Here is a 16,279-nt window from a genome sequence, read left to right on the forward strand (position 1 = left end):
TGACCAAAGTCACGTTGACGAAGCTTGCGCTTCATTCATTGTTTGTATCCGAAGATACGTTTTTTGCCTCATCGTTCAGTTTTCAAAGTTCGTCATGTCGTTTTCAGCGACTTTAATATCTTACCAAGTTATCAACACAATTGTCAACAACTTTTTTCGATATTTTTTTCGGTGTGTCACAACCATTTGCGGCACAAGAAGTAATATACCATGGAGTTTTTATTTGTACAAGTGTTTTATCAGAAAAACATTTAAAAAGTTATTATTCCCGTTTCAGCTTAAGAATACTCATGCTTTTCCACCGGGAATTCTAGTGGCCACCAATGAAGAAAACTCTCCACTTCCTTCTATAAAGAAAGCGGAGAGTCTGATCTTAATTAGTTTTGCTGGTGACGCATTGTCGGGAAGAGCAAGACATCACGAATCGAAGGAGCGTTTGTCAACAACATGACAAGACGGTCGATTCCGATACCAAGACCTCCTGTCGGCGGCATACCGTACTCAAGCGCTTCAATGAAATCATTGTCCATTTCATGCGCTTCATCATTCCCTGCTTCTTTTTCGACAAGCTGGGCTTCGAAACGTTCACGTTGGTCGATTGGATCGTTCAATTCCGTAAAGGCATTGGCATGTTCCCGGCGAACGATGAACAATTCAAATCGATCCGTAAAGCGAGGATCTTCCGGATTCTTCTTCGCAAGCGGTGAAATTTCAACCGGATGACCATAGACGAATGTCGGTTGAACCAACGACTCTTCGATTTTCTGCTCGAAGAATTCATTGAGAATATGTCCTGTTGTCATATGGGCTTGTACTTCAACGCCATGTTCATGTGCGAGTTCATGTGCACGTTCTTTTGAAATCTCTTCAAAGAAATCAACACCCGTTGCTTCTTTAACGAGATCCGCCATGTGTGCCCGTTTCCATCCGACAGACAGATCAATCACATCTTCACCGTAAGTGACTTGTGTTGTGCCAAGTACTTCTTGAGCGACGTGGGCAATCAAGTTTTCCGTCAGATTCATGATGTCGTTATAGTCTGCATAGGCTTCATATAACTCAATCATTGTAAACTCAGGGTTATGACGTGTCGAGATTCCTTCATTCCGGAAGACGCGGCCGATTTCGTAAACTTTTTCAAGTCCACCGACAATCAAACGTTTGAGATGTAACTCAATCGCGATCCGCATGTAAAGCGTCATATCCAGTGCGTTATGATGCGTGATAAACGGACGTGCCGAAGCGCCACCTGCAATCGTATGCAACATCGGTGTTTCGACTTCCAAATATCCGAGGCTGTCGAGATACTGACGAATGCCGCGAATGACTTTACTGCGTGCAATAAATGTTTCCCGTGATTCTGTATTCGTGATCAAATCCAGGTAACGCTGACGGTAGCGTTGTTCGACGTCTTTTAATCCGTGATATTTATCCGGAAGCGGACGCAATGCTTTCGTCAGTAATGTAAACGACGTGACGTGAACAGACAGTTCCCCGACATTCGTTTTGAACACGTAACCGCTGATTCCGACGATATCACCTAAGTCACATGTTTTATAGATTTCGTACGCTTCTTCGCCAACATCGTCTTTACGTACATACAGTTGGATTTGACCATTGACGTCCTGGACGTTTGTAAAGCCAACTTTCCCTTTACGGCGTGTCGTCATGACGCGACCCGCGATTGAGACGTCCGGCTTCAGCTCTGCCAATTCTTCTTTTTCATGTTCGCCGTAAGCGGCACGAATACTCGTCGTATCTGTTGTACGTTCGAAACGGGCACCAAACGGATCGAGTCCTTGTTCACGCATGGCGTTCATCTTACCGAGACGCACCTGCATTTGATCGTTCATTTCCATGTCCTGACTCACTGTCTTCACTCCTTTTATAATGGTTCACGATGGTTTTTACTTCTTCGATGAAAAAGCTGCCGGTATGACCGACAGCTCCTAGCAAAACCGATTCGCTCATCTTCAATGGCATTAGCGTACCATAAAACCGGTAAGTCCGACTATACTTTACCTGTCACGCATGTACGGCATTCATTTCCAATGTTTCAACATACTCATGCAGCAACTTTTGCAGTCCCGTGTGGGTATTCGTATCGAATAAGGCTTTGCGCACATGCCCGTTGCCGCTTAATCCTTTTAAATACCAGGCGACATGAGTCCGCATTTCCCGTACCGCGAGGTCTTCTCCTTTAAGTGCGACAAGACGTTCGGCATGTAACAGGCAAATATCAATTTTCTCACGTGGCGTCGGCTCGACCGACAGGGTACCCGATTCCAAATATTGAATCGTCTGATACAACATCCACGGATTTCCGAGTGCCGCTCGACCGATCATGACACCGTCCACCCCGATTTCATCAATCATCCGTTTCGCGTCTTGCGGGGTTTGAACATCACCGTTTCCGATGATCGGAATAGTCACGGCCCGTTTTGCTTCACCGATGATATTCCAATCGGCGACGCCTTCATACTTCTGCGACCGGGTCCGGCCGTGAATAGCGACCGCCTTCGCCCCTCCCGCTTCCGCAGCGCGGACATTATCAACACAATAAATATGGTGGCTGTCCCAGCCGGTTCGCATCTTCACCGTAACGGGTTTATCCACCGCTTGTGATACGGCATGAACCATCTCATAGACTTTATCCGGATCAAGCAACCACTTGGCACCCGCGTCACACTTCGTCACTTTTGGAACAGGACACCCCATATTGATGTCGATGATGTCTGCATTCGTATTCGCATCGACATATTGAGCCGCTTGAACCAACGTTTCTTTTGATCCGCCGTAAATCTGCAAACTGAGCGGTTTTTCCCGATCGTCCACATACAGCATTTGCATTGTCCGTTCGTTTTCGTAGAGGATTCCCTTATCACTGACCATTTCTGCACAGACGAGACCTGCCCCGAATTCTTTTGCGATCAAACGAAACGCAGGATTACAGACACCCGCCATCGGTGCTAAAATGACACGGTTATTCAGTTCGACGTCACCTATTTTAAAACCTGTCATCATTCTCTTCCCTTCCTCTTCCTGAAACAACACTTACTCAATCCGTCGTACGTCGGTGCGCTCCGCTTCCGGCAATGCCCGATATAACTCCTCGACCGTTTGCTTCAAACCGGGTACGACGTAAGAAGGAATCAATTCACGCAACGGCGCCAGTACAAACGCACGGTCCTGCATTCTGGGATGCGGGACGGTCAGCCCATCTGCTTGAATTGTTTCATCATTATACAAAATGATGTCCAAATCAAGTGTCCGTGGTCCGTTTTTAAACAACCGTTTCCGTCCCTCCTGTTGTTCGATCCGTTGTAACGCTTGTAATAAACGATCTGCCGGTTCTGTCGTATCGAGCTCTACGACCATGTTGTAAAAAAGATCCTGATCCACGTACCCGACAGGAGCTGTTTCGTAAACAGAAGAAGGACGTAAAGCATGCGTCGTCGCAAGCGAACGCATGGCCTCAATCGCCGCCCGGAGATGACCCGCCTTATCTCCAATATTTGATCCTAACGCGATGTAGGCACGATTCATAAGTAATCCGCCCGCTTCCGGTGGATTTCAACCGCGACATGTTCATAATGTCCGGCAATCGGCGGATCCGGTTTGATGACTTTGACGGTCGTTTCAAGAATCCGGTTATCGAGTGCCAAAACCTGTTCCGCAATCCGATTCGCCAAGGCTTCGACCAATTGCAACGGCGTTCCTTCGACAACCTGCTTTGTCACTTCGTATAATTCAGCATAATTCACGCTTTCCCGTAAATCATCGGTTTGACCGGCACGCAACAAATCAAGGCCAATTGATAAATCCACATTGAAGCGCTGACCGAGCTTCGTCTCTTCCGCAAACACACCATGGTATCCGTAAAAACGCATCCCTGTCACTTCGATTCGATCCATCTTCATTCCCCTCCCGTTAATTCCGTTTCCAACATCGCATCCATCATGACAGCGGCTCGCTTAACTGCTTTGACATCGTGCACTCGCATCCATTCACATCCTTGTTGGATACCGTAACATACTGTCGCGATTGTTCCTTCGACGCGTTGGTCTGCCGGTAATCCGAGCGTCAAACCAATCATCGACTTGCGCGACGTCCCGAGCAGGACCGGATAACCGAAATCGGTCGTAATCGACAAGTGGCGCATCAAAAATAAGTTTTCCTGATGGGTTTTCATGAAGCCAATCCCGGGATCAAGCCAAATCTGATTTTCGGAAACGCCGGCCTGCTTCGCTAAACGAATCGAATCTTCGAGATCAGCCCGGACCTCCGCCAGCATATCTGGCCCGTGCGGTTCTAAACGGTTATGCATCAAAATAATCGGGACATCGTAGTGTGCCGCAACGTTAACCATTGAACAGTCACCCCACTTTGATCCCCAGACATCGTTAATAATGTCGGCACCTGCACGAACAGCCGCTTCCGCGACATCCGGTTTATACGTATCAATCGATACTAAAACATCCAGTTCCCGCTTCAACCGACGGATGACGGGAACGACCCGCTCGATTTCTTCTGCCGCGGATACGAACACTGCCCCCGGTCTTGTTGATTCTCCTCCTACATCGATTGCATCTGCTCCGTCCGCTACGAGTTGCTTCGCATGCCGGACCGCCTGTTCGAGATCGACATAGTTTCCACCATCGGAAAACGAATCCGGTGTCACGTTTAAAATGCCCATGATTTTCGTCATCCTTGTTTCCTCCTTGACCATTTCGTTTGGACCACTTGATCAAACAACGTCCGAATGGATTGATAACCTTGACCCGTCAAACCCGGAAAAGTCCGCCCATCCAGTGACGAAACGGCAATGACTTCCTGAATGGAGTTCGTACAAAGGATTTCATCCGCCTCTATTAATTGCGGCAACAGCGCAAGCCGCTCTTCCACCGGGACCTGTTCCATGATGAATTGACGGGTAATCCCGTTCAGCGCCCCTGTCTCAAGCGGCGGTGTATACCATTGGTTGCCGTACCGCCAAAAAATATTGGACGTCAATCCTTCACAGATAAAGCCTTCTTTCGTCAGAAACAGCCCTTCTGCTTCTTGATTAAACAAATGACGTTTCGCCACAAGATTGTTCATATAGTGATGCGACTTGAGCCGATAGCTGGTTTCCGGCGTACTGCGGGCAAGACGCACCGTCTCGAGTGCCCGTTCTGCCGGCTGTCTCTGTCCGATTGGTTTTGCGTACAACAGGACAGTCGGTTCCGCATACGGTTCACTCGACAGTCCGATGTCCCGTGCTCCACCAGAAACGTTCAACCGGATATACAGATCCTGTTCTTCATACACACGATAAAGATCCTCTACTGCCCGGAGTAACTGTTCACGCCCGTACGGCAATTGAATACCGATTGCTGCACAACTCATCTGGAGCCGTTCGATATGGTCATCAAATAAAAAAGGATGTCCCTCGTAAGTACGAAACGTTTCAAATACACCCATTCCATAGAGATAACCATGATCAAACGGTGAAATCCGGATTTCTTCTTCCCGTTTCACGTTCCCATCATGCCAAAGATACATAGTGTGTCAACTCCAAAAAGTTTTTTAACATCTGTTTCCCGTCCCGCGTCAAAATCGCTTCCGGATGGAACTGGACACCGACGATCGGCCATTCCTTATGACGCAAAGCCATGACTTCGCCGTCTGCTTCTGCCGTCATCGTCAAGATATCCGGAAAACTCTCCCGTTCGACGACCAACGAATGATACCGTGTCACGGGTGTCTGTTGTTCGATTCCGCTGAACATACCCGACCCGTCATGCGTCAACAAGGAGACTTTTCCATGCATCAGCGTTTTGGCACGGACGACTTTTCCTCCGAAGACTTGGCCAATCGCCTGATGACCGAGACAGATCCCAAGAATCGGAATCCGACCTGCGAAATAACGGATTGCCTCGAGACTGATGCCTGCTTCATTCGGTGTACACGGTCCCGGTGAAATGACTAAATGATCCGGTGCCAGTTGTTCGATTTCTTCAATCGTGATGGCATCATTCCGAAACACCCGGATGTCTTGTCCGAGTTCGCCGAAATATTGAACCACGTTATACGTAAATGAATCATAGTTATCGATTAATACAATCATGTCGTTCCCTCCGCCATTTCTTTTGCGACCCAGAGTGCTTTTGCTTTACTGAGCGACTCTTCATATTCACTTTCCGAGTCGGAGTCGGTTACGATGCCAGCACCTGCCTGAATATAGGCCATACCATCTTTCGCGACAAGCGTCCGAATCAAGATATTGAAAATTACATCGTCCGCCCAGCTGATAAAACCGAGGGCTCCTGTATAGATGCCGCGGCGAACAGGCTCAAGCTCTTCAATGATCTCCATCGTCCGGATTTTAGGTGCTCCCGTAATCGTACCTCCCGGGAACATCGCAGCCAGGACACTGCTGCCGGTTTCATCTGCGGCAATCTCTCCCCGGACGTTTGAGACGATGTGCTGGACGTGGGAGTATTTTTCGATGACCATCAATTCGTCAACATGGACGGAACCGTAGCGGCTGACACGCCCTAAATCGTTTCGCTCGAGATCGACGAGCATGACATGCTCCGCCCGTTCCTTCTCATTGTCGAGTAACGTTTTCGCTAACGCCAGGTCTTCTTCCTCATTTTGTCCGCGCGGCCGGGTTCCGGCAATCGGACGGGTCGCGAGTGACAGACCGATTTTTTCGACTAGTAACTCCGGCGATGCTGAAACGAGTACCAATTCTTTATCTGCAAAGTAACCCATATACGGAGACGGGTTGATCGTTCGCAATACATCATAAATATGAGCGGGTGTTGTCCGCAACGGTTCCTGTTGGCGGACGGCAAGGTTCACTTGAAAGACATCTCCCGCTTCAATATATTGTTTGATCCGGTCAGCTGCCTGCATGAAGGCGGACCTTTCGAATGAACGTCCCCGTTCAGCCGTTTTTTCTTCCGGTGCTGCGAACATCGGAGCCGGACTCGACTGACGCCACGATGAAACTTCTGCCGCCAAAGCAAGCGTCGCTTCCGCCTCCGTTTCCCGTGTGACAGCTATAAACAATCGTTCTGTCTGATGATCAAATACGGCGACCTCATCATACCAGTAAAGCGAAAGATCGGCTGTTGCCAAATCATCCTCTGCCTGTTCCGGCAACCGTTCAAGATAACGAACGGCATCGTAACTGACATATCCGGCTAATCCTCCAAAAAATGGCGGCATCCCTTCCGGACGAGCCGATGCATAGCGCGCACGAATCTCTTCGAGCAATGTAAATGGAGCATCGGTATATTGTTTTTCTTGTCCGGCTTCTTGAATGATCGTTCTACCGTTTTTTGTCCGGATGTGACCGACCGGCCGGACGCCTGCCATCGTATAGGATCCGATTCGTCCACTCTCAAGCCAGATATGACCTGTCTGTCCGGCTGTCCGTTCAACGTACCGGTTATAAAACTGTTCCTTTGTCCATGTAAATGATTCGTATACTGTCTGTCGCACTAGCGTTCCTCCACTTCCGAACTATTCTGCTCTCATTATACGCAAAAAATCAGACAGGCGGGCATAAGTCACTTGCCGATTACATATAAAAAGAGGTCCATTCCTTTAAATCGGAATGAACCTCTTGCTTCAAAAGTTTACAGTTTCGAACTGTCCGTCTCTTCTTCCACTTGATACAGTGGCGTACTGAGATAACGTTCTCCGTTTGACGGGATGATCGCCAGAACCGTTTTTCCTTTGCCGAGACGCTTCGCTGTTTTTAAAGCAGCCGCAATCGCAGCACCGGAAGAAATACCTCCGAGAACTCCGTTCGATTTCGCCGCACGACGGGCATGATCAAACGCTTCTTCCGTCGTCACCTGCTCGACGCTGTCGTAAATCTGCGTATCAAGAATCGACGGAACGAATCCGGCTCCGATTCCCTGCAGTTTATGAGGACCCGGTTTTCCGCCTGAAAGAACAGGAGAATCGGTTGGTTCAACCGCAATGATTTCGATGCCCGGGAAAGCCTCGCGCAATACTTTTCCCGCCCCTGTGATCGTACCGCCCGTACCGATTCCGGCGATGAACGCATCGAGTGTCATTCCTTCAAATGCTTCAACGATTTCTGGTCCAGTCGTCTTTTCATGAACAACAGGGTTTGATTCATTATTGAACTGTTGCGGCATGAAATAACCATGTTCTTCCGCTTCTGCCGTCGCTCGAGCAATCGCACCCTTCATTCCTTCCGGGCCGGGTGTTAAAATCAACTCCGCACCGTACGCACGAAGAAGAGTTCGACGTTCCATGCTCATCGTTTCCGGCATGACAAGAATGGAACGGTATCCTTTAGCAGCAGCGACCATTGCGAGTCCGATTCCCGTGTTTCCACTTGTCGGCTCAATGATGGTATCGCCTGCTTTTAAATGACCCGCTGATTCTGCCGATTCGATCATCGCTAAAGCGATCCGGTCTTTGACGCTTGACCCCGGATTCATATATTCCAATTTCAAATACACGTCCGCATCTTCCGGTCCTGTCAAATGATTTAATTTAACAATCGGCGTGCGGCCGACTAAATCCAATACTGAATTCGCAATGCGCATGACCATTCCTCCTCATAATGAAAAGCTTTAATTCCAAGTAATCCGATAGATCAATTATCCACGGACTGGATGAACATTGTCAATCAAAGCGCTTTACTGTCGGCTTTGATCCGTTTTCCGACTGTTTTTCGACTGCTTCCCGAATCAGACGGTCAAGGGTTTCTTTTTCATGACCCTTACGCATAGTCTGATACAGATCGGCACGTGTAATCTCTTCATCTCCGACCGTCGCGACGACATCCTCAAGCGGTCCGCCGATACTGTCCTGAACGATCTTCGGTGAATCGACTTTCGGCAATTCGCCCATGAATGCATAGGCACCCGTCATAAAATTCGTCAGCAACAAAATAAAAATCAACATCCACAAGTACTTAGAGTTTACAGTTCCCATCTTCAGACCCTCTTATGCTCTTTCGAGTGATTTTTCACGAAGCGATTGTAATTCTTCGACATCGTATTGGTAATGTTCCGAACAGAAGTGACAAACCGCTTCCGCGCCGCCATCTTCGTCAATCATCGCTTGGATCTCATCCGGCCCGAGTGCCACGATAGCCGTTGCTAATTTTTCACGCTCGCACGTACAGTTGAAAGCAACCGGAATCGTATCAAGGATCTCAAATGATTCACCGAGAACCAGGCTCAACATTTCTTCCGGTGTTTTTTCTTCACCGACCAAAATCGAGATCGGTTTGAGTGCTGCCACACGTTGTTCGAGTGCCGCAATCGTTTCTTCCGATGCACCCGGCATCAATTGAACAATCAGACCGCCTGCTGCAATGACTGATTCATCTTCCGGATACACGAGGACACCTGCTCCGACGACCGACGGACTTTGCTCGGAGACGGCGAAGTAATACGTAAAGTCTTCGCTGATTTCACCGGTTTGAATCGGCGACTGTCCACCGACGAAATCACGGAGACCTAAGTCTTTGATAACCGAGATATTTCCGCGACCAACAGCGTCGCCGACTTTTAATTTCGTCAGACCGTCACCATTGACGTACGTATCCATCTCGACACGCGGATGGCTGACGTATCCGCGAACTTGTCCTTTTGCATCGGCATCAACGATGATTTTTCCGATTGGACCATCACCTTCGACTTTTAATGTGACGCGGGTATCCCCTTTTTGCATCGTTCCCATCATGGCGCCGATCGTCAATGTCCGACCGAGTGCCGCCGTGACGACAGGTGTCGTCTGATGACGGAGTTGTGCTTCATATACCGTTTTTGTCGAACGGATTGCAAAAGCACGGACTTCACCGTTAAATCCTAGTGCTCTGACCAAGTAGTCATCTTTTAGTTGTGCCAATAATTCTTCACGTTTCATTATTTTTCCCTCACTTATTTCGTTCGTAGATAATCCGCAACCCGTCAAGCGTCAAAAATGGATCGACGATTTTAATCGTTGCAGATTCCTCACTGATTAGTCGGGCAAGTCCACCTGTCGCAATGACAGTCGCTTCTCCCATTTCCTCTTTCATCCGATGGACGAGTCCATCGACTTGCGCGACGTATCCGAAATACGTTCCAGACTGCATCGCATGTACCGTATTGCGGCCGATCGTCGACTGCGGTTTGGCAATCTCAATCCGCGGTAATTTCGCCGCCTTATTATAAAGTGCTTCTGTCGACACCATGACACCCGGTGAAATGATTCCACCGTAATAGCGTTTTTGTGCATCGATATAACAATAGGTCGTTGCCGTTCCAAAATCGACGATGATCAAAGGACCATCGTATTTGACCGTCGCTGCGACGGCATTAACGATCCGGTCGGCTCCAACTTCTCTTGGATTATCGACTTTCAAGTCAAGTCCTGTCTTGATTCCGGGTCCGATTACGAATGGACGCCGGTTGAAATAACGGACGCACATGTTTTCGAGCGGAAACACGACAGGGGGTACGACAGATGATAACACGATTCCCTCAATGTCTTCCACGTTTAACTCTGCATCACGAAACAGTGCTTTCACCAGCATGCCATATTCATCGGTTGTCCGGGTCCGGTCCGTAGCAATCCGCCAATGTTGCACAAGGGTTTGTTCATCATATACCCCAAGGACGATATTCGTATTTCCTACATCGATTACTAAAATCATCTGATTCCCCACTTTTCTCTGACGATAACTGAATTATACGCTGTGATTATACCATGCAGATTGGTCATCACCTATCGAAGTGCGTGCTGCGAATCGGTACCACTAAAAAAAGAGATCAGCACTCCAGTTAGGAATGCTGACCTCTCACGCGAACGAATCATCCGTCTCATTTCTGCTGTCTTTTCTGTCAAACAGACAGGAAGAAATCAAAAATCAGATTTGATCATCCCGACGTGGTTGATCTGGATTTTCCGTATCGACATTTTGCCCTTCATCGATGACAGAGCCGCGTTGCGTCGGAGATTCTGTCGGTTGATCGATGACAGGTGTCGTCGATTCCGGCGTTTTCTCTTCTGCTTTTGGTTCTGTAATAGCGGCAGGCTCATGCTTTTTGTATTCGCCTGTCTCTAAGAGATGGTGAATTTGTTTTTGATCAAGTGTTTCGACTTCAAGTAACGTCGTTGCAATCAAATCAAGCTGATCGCGTTTCTCCGTTAAGATCGTCTTCGCTTTTTGGTAACACTTGTTGATGATCGCTTGAATTTCCGTATCGATTTCATGGGCAATCGCATCTGAATAGTTCTGTTCGTTTTGGAAGTCACGTCCTAAGAAGACATTTCCGCCTTGACCGGAACCAAACTGAAGCGGTCCGAGTTTTTCACTCATTCCGAACTCCATGACCATCTTACGTGCAAGACCAGTCGCACGTTGGAAGTCATTGCTTGCTCCGGTAGAAACTTCACCGAAGACGATATCTTCCGCGACACGACCACCGAGTAATCCGGTGATTTTGTCTTCAAGTTCCGGTTTTGTCATGAAGTAACGGTCCTCTTTTGGAAGCATGATGACGTAACCGCCAGCATTTCCGCGGGGAACGATTGTTACTTTATGGACTTCATCCGCATCATCGAGTGTTACACCGATGATGGTATGACCGGCTTCATGCCACGCCACGATTTTTTTCTCTTTTGGTGAAATGATCCGACTCTTCTTCGCAGGTCCTGCGATGACACGGTCGATCGCTTCTTCCAAGTCAACGATTGAAATCTTGTCGCGGTCCGTACGGGCTGCGATAAGTGCTGCTTCGTTCAAGAGGTTTTCAAGATCCGCACCCGAGAATCCCGGTGTACGTTGCGCAATGGCTTTTAAATCAACCGTTGTATCGAGCGGCTTGTTGCGTGCGTGTACTTTAAGGACCGCTTCACGTCCGACGACATCCGGACGCTCAACCGTAATTTGACGGTCAAAACGACCTGGACGAAGTAACGCAGGGTCCAGGATGTCCGCACGGTTCGTTGCGGCAATCATGATGATCCCTTCGTTTTCACTGAATCCATCCATCTCAACGAGAAGTTGGTTCAATGTTTGTTCGCGCTCATCATGTCCACCACCGAGACCGGCGCCACGTTGGCGACCGACGGCGTCGATTTCATCGATGAAGATGATACATGGTGCGTTTTTCTTCGCATTTTCAAACAAGTCACGGACACGGGATGCTCCGACCCCGACAAACATCTCAACGAAGTCAGAACCTGAAATCGAGAAGAACGGGACGCCGGCTTCACCAGCTGCGGCACGTGCCAACAACGTTTTACCTGTACCTGGAGGACCTACAAGGAGGACACCTTTTGGAATACGGGCACCGAGACGGGCAAACTTGCGTGGATCTTTCAAGAATTCAACGACTTCGACGAGTTCTTGTTTCTCCTCGTCTGCTCCTGCCACGTCGTCAAATGTAATCTTTTTCTTTTCTGTATCGTACAGGCGCGCCTTCGATTTACCGAAGTTCATGACACGACCGCCGCCGCCGCCACCTTGTGCTTGATTAATCAAGAAGAAGAATAGGATGAAGATGATGATGAATGGCACGATTGTCGTCAATAGCGCAATCCAACCACCGTTTGTTTCTGCTGCTTTAAAGTCCATCTTGACGTTTTGACTGCGCAATTGCGTGTACAAATCCGTCAACTCTGTATCAACAGCCGGTACGACCGTTTCATATGTCGTATCTTTTTCACGTAATTCACCTGTGACGTTGTACGTCTGTCCCTCATATTGGAACGTCGCCGTCTTCACATCACCTTTTTCAACTGACTCGACAAACTGTGTGTAATTGATTTCTTTGCTTTTGTTCACTGGACTCTGCAAGTATTGCAGAAACAAGATCAAAGCTAGAAAAATGACCCCAAACACAAGGGTATTCTTCACTGCTCGGTTCATCGTAGGCCTCCTCTCCGCATCAATTGATTGATTTTCTTCAATCGATACGAATCCTAACGCGGCAAAGCGCGCTTTGTAATTGGTTTCATCTTATCATGTGACAGTCAAGATTAAAAATAATTAGCCACCGTAGACTGCTGGTTTCAAGACACCAACATAAGGAAGGTTACGATATTTTTCTTCATAGTCCAGACCATAACCAACAACGAACTCATGTGGAATGACAAAACCGCTGTAATCGGCATGTAAATCGTTTTTACGACCGCTTGGCTTATCAAGCAATGTCACGATTTTCACAGATTTCGCTTTCCGGTATTTAAAGAGGTCCACGAGGTAGCCTAACGTTAATCCGCTGTCGATAATATCTTCGACAATCAGGATGTCACGTCCTTCTACAGAGGTGTTTAAATCCTTTTCAATCTTGACTTCACCTGTTGATGTTGTCCCGCCGTGGTATGTCGAGACATCCATGAAGTCCATTTCAAGATGCATGTCCATCTTTTTGACGAGATCTGACATGAACGGCATAGCGCCTTTCAGGACACATACGAGGAGTGGGAAACGATCTCCGTAATCTGCTGTCAGTTCACCGGCGAGTTCACCGACTTTATGTTGGATCTCTTCTTCTGAAATCAGTACTTTTTCCATATCATTCATTAACGTCATGCTGGGTATTCCTCCTCCATTTTAAACACTACATTACCATTCTATCATTAAACACGATTCTGCGAAGAGTTCAAATGACCCGAATATTGCAATTCGATGTCCAATGACCGCCAGAACTTGTCCTGCCGCATCCACGACAACCGGAATTTCTGCCCGCGATGCCCGCGGAACCTTCGCATCCACGAGAATACGACTCACTTTTTTCGTACCGACCGCCAGTCGAATCCGATCACCCGGCAAGACGCTCCGGATCGTCAGCGGAAACTGGACGGCCGAAAACGGGATGCCGGTTGTCGTGCGAGAGAACGTAATCGTTTGTTCACCATAATGATAAGTGCCCAAATCGATTCCCACTTCCAGTGCTTCCGGAAGCAGGTTCTTTTCCGGACAACGGACACATGTCACATAACCATATGTACGCTGAATCCTCCAGTTTCCATAATACACTTCACCGGACGGCATATCTACTCGTAACAATGTCAAAAATCGATTGTAGTCTTCGGAAGTGAAATCGTGGTCCGGCAACAAGGTCCGCAGAACGAGCCGCCTGAAGTCGGTAGGCAATTTTTGAATCGCCTCCAGGGGCAGTCCGCGATCCGTCATCTGTTCCTTAACGTACGACGTGACATACTTCAAATGTTCCTGTTTTTGCTCGTGACGAACCATCGCCGCCTGAACCGTTGCTTCTTCATAGCCCGGACGGAGTTCTGCGAGTAACGGCAGGAGCCCGTGCCGCATCTGATTCCGCAAATATTTGGTGCCGGCATTCGTCCCGTCTTCATGCCAGACGACTTGACGGGCTTTGGCATAGTCATACAATTGTTGTTTCGAATACGTCAATAACGGCCGATGGATCTGTCCTGTCGCAAAAGAACGGATTCGGGGAATGCCGTCGACGCTGGCTTCTCCCCGGATCAACTGAATCAACAACGTCTCCAGCTGATCGTCCCGGTGATGCGCCAGGACGAGGTGCCGGCGTCCTGTCTCCGCCATGACCTCTTGAAAAAAGGCATACCGTCTCGTCCGGCAAGCTGCTTGGCTCGGTGCTTGACCTTCCCACTCGAGACGGGTCATCCGAATGCCTACTCGTCTCGCCTCCGCCCAAGCGCGGACAGCTTCCGCTTCTTCATCCGATTCTTTACGCAGACCATGATGAACATGAACAATCATGAGATCATGATTCGCTTCATATAAAAGGTGCGCCAGTACCATTGAATCACAACCGCCGGAAACAGCAACCAATAAAGGTTCTTTCGGAAGATGAATCTCGAATTCCATGCCCGGTCCCCCTTAATGAATAAAATCACTTAAACGAAAAAAGCTACCTCTATATAAAATAGAGATAGCTTTTTTACAGAATGACCCGTACGGGAATCGAACCCGTGTTACCGCCGTGAAAGGGCGGTGTCTTAACCGCTTGACCAACGGGCCAAAAAAATATGGTAGCGGCGGAGGGAGTCGAACCCACGACCTCACGGGTATGAACCGTACGCTCTAGCCAGCTGAGCTACACCGCCATATTTTGAACGCGTGCGTCTTAAGCACATTTTCTATAATACGGTGGAGTCAAATAATTGTCAACGCTTTTTATAAAAATAATTTTAAAAAAATAAAAGATGGAATGAACGGCGTCATTCCATCTCTATTCTTATAAAGAACAGGTCAGCAAGTTATTGACGTTTAGCACCGCGTCCGCCACGTTTTGAATCGGTTTGTCGTTTCAATGTCGCAAGACGATCTTCACTATCTTTGAGGAAACTAGTCATCAACGTATCGAACGTTTGCTCTTTGCGTGGAGCTGGTGCGCCACGGCCACCTTTGTTAAAGCCACCACGGTTTCCACCGCCGCCACTTCCGCCACGTGGTCCTTTGTTATCGAACGAACGTGGTCCACGGTCTTGACCTGCCGGACGTGGTCCGCGATCAAATTGACGAGCTGGAGGACGAGGACGTTCGCCTTCTGGACGATCGACTGCTTTCTTAATCGAAAGACCGATTTTACCGTCGTTCTCTACACTCAACACTTTAACCGTGATTTCTTGTCCGACTGTCAAGACATCATTGATATCTTTAACGTAAGAATCTGCTACTTCACTGATGTGAACAAGACCTGTCTTACCCGTCGGTAATTCTACGAACGCGCCGAAATTGGTGATGCCTGTAACTTTCCCTTGTACTTTGCTGCCTACTTCAATCGACATAAATTGTATTGCTCCTTTTTAGTTGATTCTTTCTTATTATACGAGTGATTCTACATTTTTTCAATCAATCGAGAACCTTCGTTTAATCTTCCGGTGAAAAATAGAAAATTGTTTCGCCTTTTTTCGAGTACAGTAGTTCACTTCTCGCTAAGTTCGCAACATACTTCTTATCATTCAATCGTTCAATCTCTTCTTTCAGACGAACCGTTTCTTTTTCTGCCTTCGCCTGTTCTTGGTTCGCTACCTGAAACGACTGCTTCTGTTCAGCGATCAGTTGTTTTTTCTCGATATATGACCACCCCATCAGGGACAGGACAATAAGAAAGATCGACATACAGACTAAGAAGCGCCTCTTCAGACGTAAACGGTTTTCGATTGCATTTTGACTCAACTGTTTTTTCCGGTCATTCAGCGGTTTGATCTTGGGCGGAGTATCACGCCCTGATTCCAATGGTGCTGGCATATCATCCCTCCTTATCCGAGTGGTCATCTCTGACACTCTCTAGTATAC

The 16,279-nt window shown here is 48.0% G+C and carries 17 protein-coding genes and 2 tRNA genes; all 19 read right to left on the reverse strand.

The annotated features are described in order from the left end of the window. Nucleotides 1-377: 377 nt before the first annotated feature. Nucleotides 378-1,859: a lysine--tRNA ligase gene (gene lysS / locus KNQ07_RS14535; RefSeq protein WP_147269823.1), complete on the reverse strand. Its 1,482-nt coding sequence runs from the start codon at nt 1,857-1,859 to the stop codon at nt 378-380. Between the two features lie 166 nt (nt 1,860-2,025). Then, a complete protein-coding gene (dusB, locus tag KNQ07_RS14540; RefSeq protein ID WP_041261775.1) occupies nt 2,026-3,021 on the reverse strand; it encodes a tRNA dihydrouridine synthase DusB in 996 nt (331 codons plus the stop codon). A 33-nt stretch (nt 3,022-3,054) separates the two neighbouring features. After that, nucleotides 3,055-3,546: a 2-amino-4-hydroxy-6-hydroxymethyldihydropteridine diphosphokinase gene (folK, locus tag KNQ07_RS14545; RefSeq protein ID WP_214767525.1), complete on the reverse strand. Its 492-nt coding sequence runs from the start codon at nt 3,544-3,546 to the stop codon at nt 3,055-3,057. Next, nucleotides 3,543-3,914, reverse strand: a complete 372-nt coding sequence (gene folB, locus KNQ07_RS14550; RefSeq protein WP_012368974.1) for a dihydroneopterin aldolase — start codon at nt 3,912-3,914, stop codon at nt 3,543-3,545. The genes folK and folB overlap by 4 nt, the downstream gene beginning before the upstream one ends. A gap of 2 nt (nt 3,915-3,916) precedes the next feature. Beyond that, entirely contained in the window at nt 3,917-4,708 is a 792-nt protein-coding gene (gene folP / locus KNQ07_RS14555) for a dihydropteroate synthase (protein ID WP_012368973.1), read from the reverse strand. Beyond that, a complete protein-coding gene (locus KNQ07_RS14560; protein WP_012368972.1) occupies nt 4,705-5,544 on the reverse strand; it encodes an aminotransferase class IV in 840 nt (279 codons plus the stop codon). The genes folP and KNQ07_RS14560 overlap by 4 nt, the downstream gene beginning before the upstream one ends. Further along, entirely contained in the window at nt 5,528-6,109 is a 582-nt protein-coding gene (locus KNQ07_RS14565; protein ID WP_012368971.1) for an anthranilate synthase component II, read from the reverse strand. The genes KNQ07_RS14560 and KNQ07_RS14565 overlap by 17 nt, the downstream gene beginning before the upstream one ends. Next, nucleotides 6,106-7,494: an anthranilate synthase component I family protein gene (locus KNQ07_RS16360; RefSeq protein ID WP_012368970.1), complete on the reverse strand. Its 1,389-nt coding sequence runs from the start codon at nt 7,492-7,494 to the stop codon at nt 6,106-6,108. Before KNQ07_RS16360 ends, KNQ07_RS14565 begins: the two co-directional genes overlap by 4 nt. A 137-nt stretch (nt 7,495-7,631) precedes the next feature. Then, the gene (gene cysK, locus KNQ07_RS14575; RefSeq protein ID WP_214767528.1) at nt 7,632-8,579 is read right to left on the reverse strand and encodes a cysteine synthase A; all 948 of its coding nucleotides are present in this window, start codon (nt 8,577-8,579) and stop codon (nt 7,632-7,634) included. Nucleotides 8,580-8,658: 79 nt separating this feature from the next. Then, nucleotides 8,659-8,970 (reverse strand): SurA N-terminal domain-containing protein, encoded by a 312-nt coding sequence (locus KNQ07_RS14580; protein ID WP_012368968.1) that lies wholly within the window; start codon nt 8,968-8,970, stop codon nt 8,659-8,661. A gap of 12 nt (nt 8,971-8,982) precedes the next feature. Beyond that, entirely contained in the window at nt 8,983-9,909 is a 927-nt protein-coding gene (gene hslO, locus KNQ07_RS14585) for an Hsp33 family molecular chaperone HslO (protein WP_012368967.1), read from the reverse strand. 10 nt (nt 9,910-9,919) lie between these two features. Further along, nucleotides 9,920-10,681 (reverse strand): type III pantothenate kinase, encoded by a 762-nt coding sequence (locus tag KNQ07_RS14590; protein ID WP_026826988.1) that lies wholly within the window; start codon nt 10,679-10,681, stop codon nt 9,920-9,922. 213 nt (nt 10,682-10,894) lie between these two features. Further along, nucleotides 10,895-12,901 (reverse strand): ATP-dependent zinc metalloprotease FtsH, encoded by a 2,007-nt coding sequence (gene ftsH, locus KNQ07_RS14595; RefSeq protein WP_214767531.1) that lies wholly within the window; start codon nt 12,899-12,901, stop codon nt 10,895-10,897. Nucleotides 12,902-13,021: 120 nt separating this feature from the next. Beyond that, a complete protein-coding gene (hpt, locus tag KNQ07_RS14600) occupies nt 13,022-13,567 on the reverse strand; it encodes a hypoxanthine phosphoribosyltransferase (protein WP_012368964.1) in 546 nt (181 codons plus the stop codon). A 33-nt stretch (nt 13,568-13,600) separates the two neighbouring features. Continuing rightward, nucleotides 13,601-14,845: a tRNA lysidine(34) synthetase TilS gene (gene tilS / locus KNQ07_RS14605; RefSeq protein ID WP_214767534.1), complete on the reverse strand. Its 1,245-nt coding sequence runs from the start codon at nt 14,843-14,845 to the stop codon at nt 13,601-13,603. Nucleotides 14,846-14,926: 81 nt separating this feature from the next. Continuing rightward, nucleotides 14,927-14,998: transfer RNA gene (locus tag KNQ07_RS14610), tRNA-Glu, on the reverse strand. A 9-nt stretch (nt 14,999-15,007) separates the two neighbouring features. Further along, nucleotides 15,008-15,084: transfer RNA gene (locus KNQ07_RS14615), tRNA-Met, on the reverse strand. A gap of 153 nt (nt 15,085-15,237) precedes the next feature. Next, nucleotides 15,238-15,768, reverse strand: a complete 531-nt coding sequence (locus KNQ07_RS14620; RefSeq protein WP_012368962.1) for a S1 domain-containing RNA-binding protein — start codon at nt 15,766-15,768, stop codon at nt 15,238-15,240. A gap of 82 nt (nt 15,769-15,850) precedes the next feature. After that, nucleotides 15,851-16,231: an FtsB family cell division protein gene (locus tag KNQ07_RS14625; protein ID WP_012368961.1), complete on the reverse strand. Its 381-nt coding sequence runs from the start codon at nt 16,229-16,231 to the stop codon at nt 15,851-15,853. Nucleotides 16,232-16,279: the final 48 nt, after the last annotated feature.

Source organism: Exiguobacterium sp. s145 (assembly GCF_018618835.1).
GTDB classification, from domain to species: domain Bacteria; phylum Bacillota; class Bacilli; order Exiguobacteriales; family Exiguobacteriaceae; genus Exiguobacterium_A; species Exiguobacterium_A artemiae.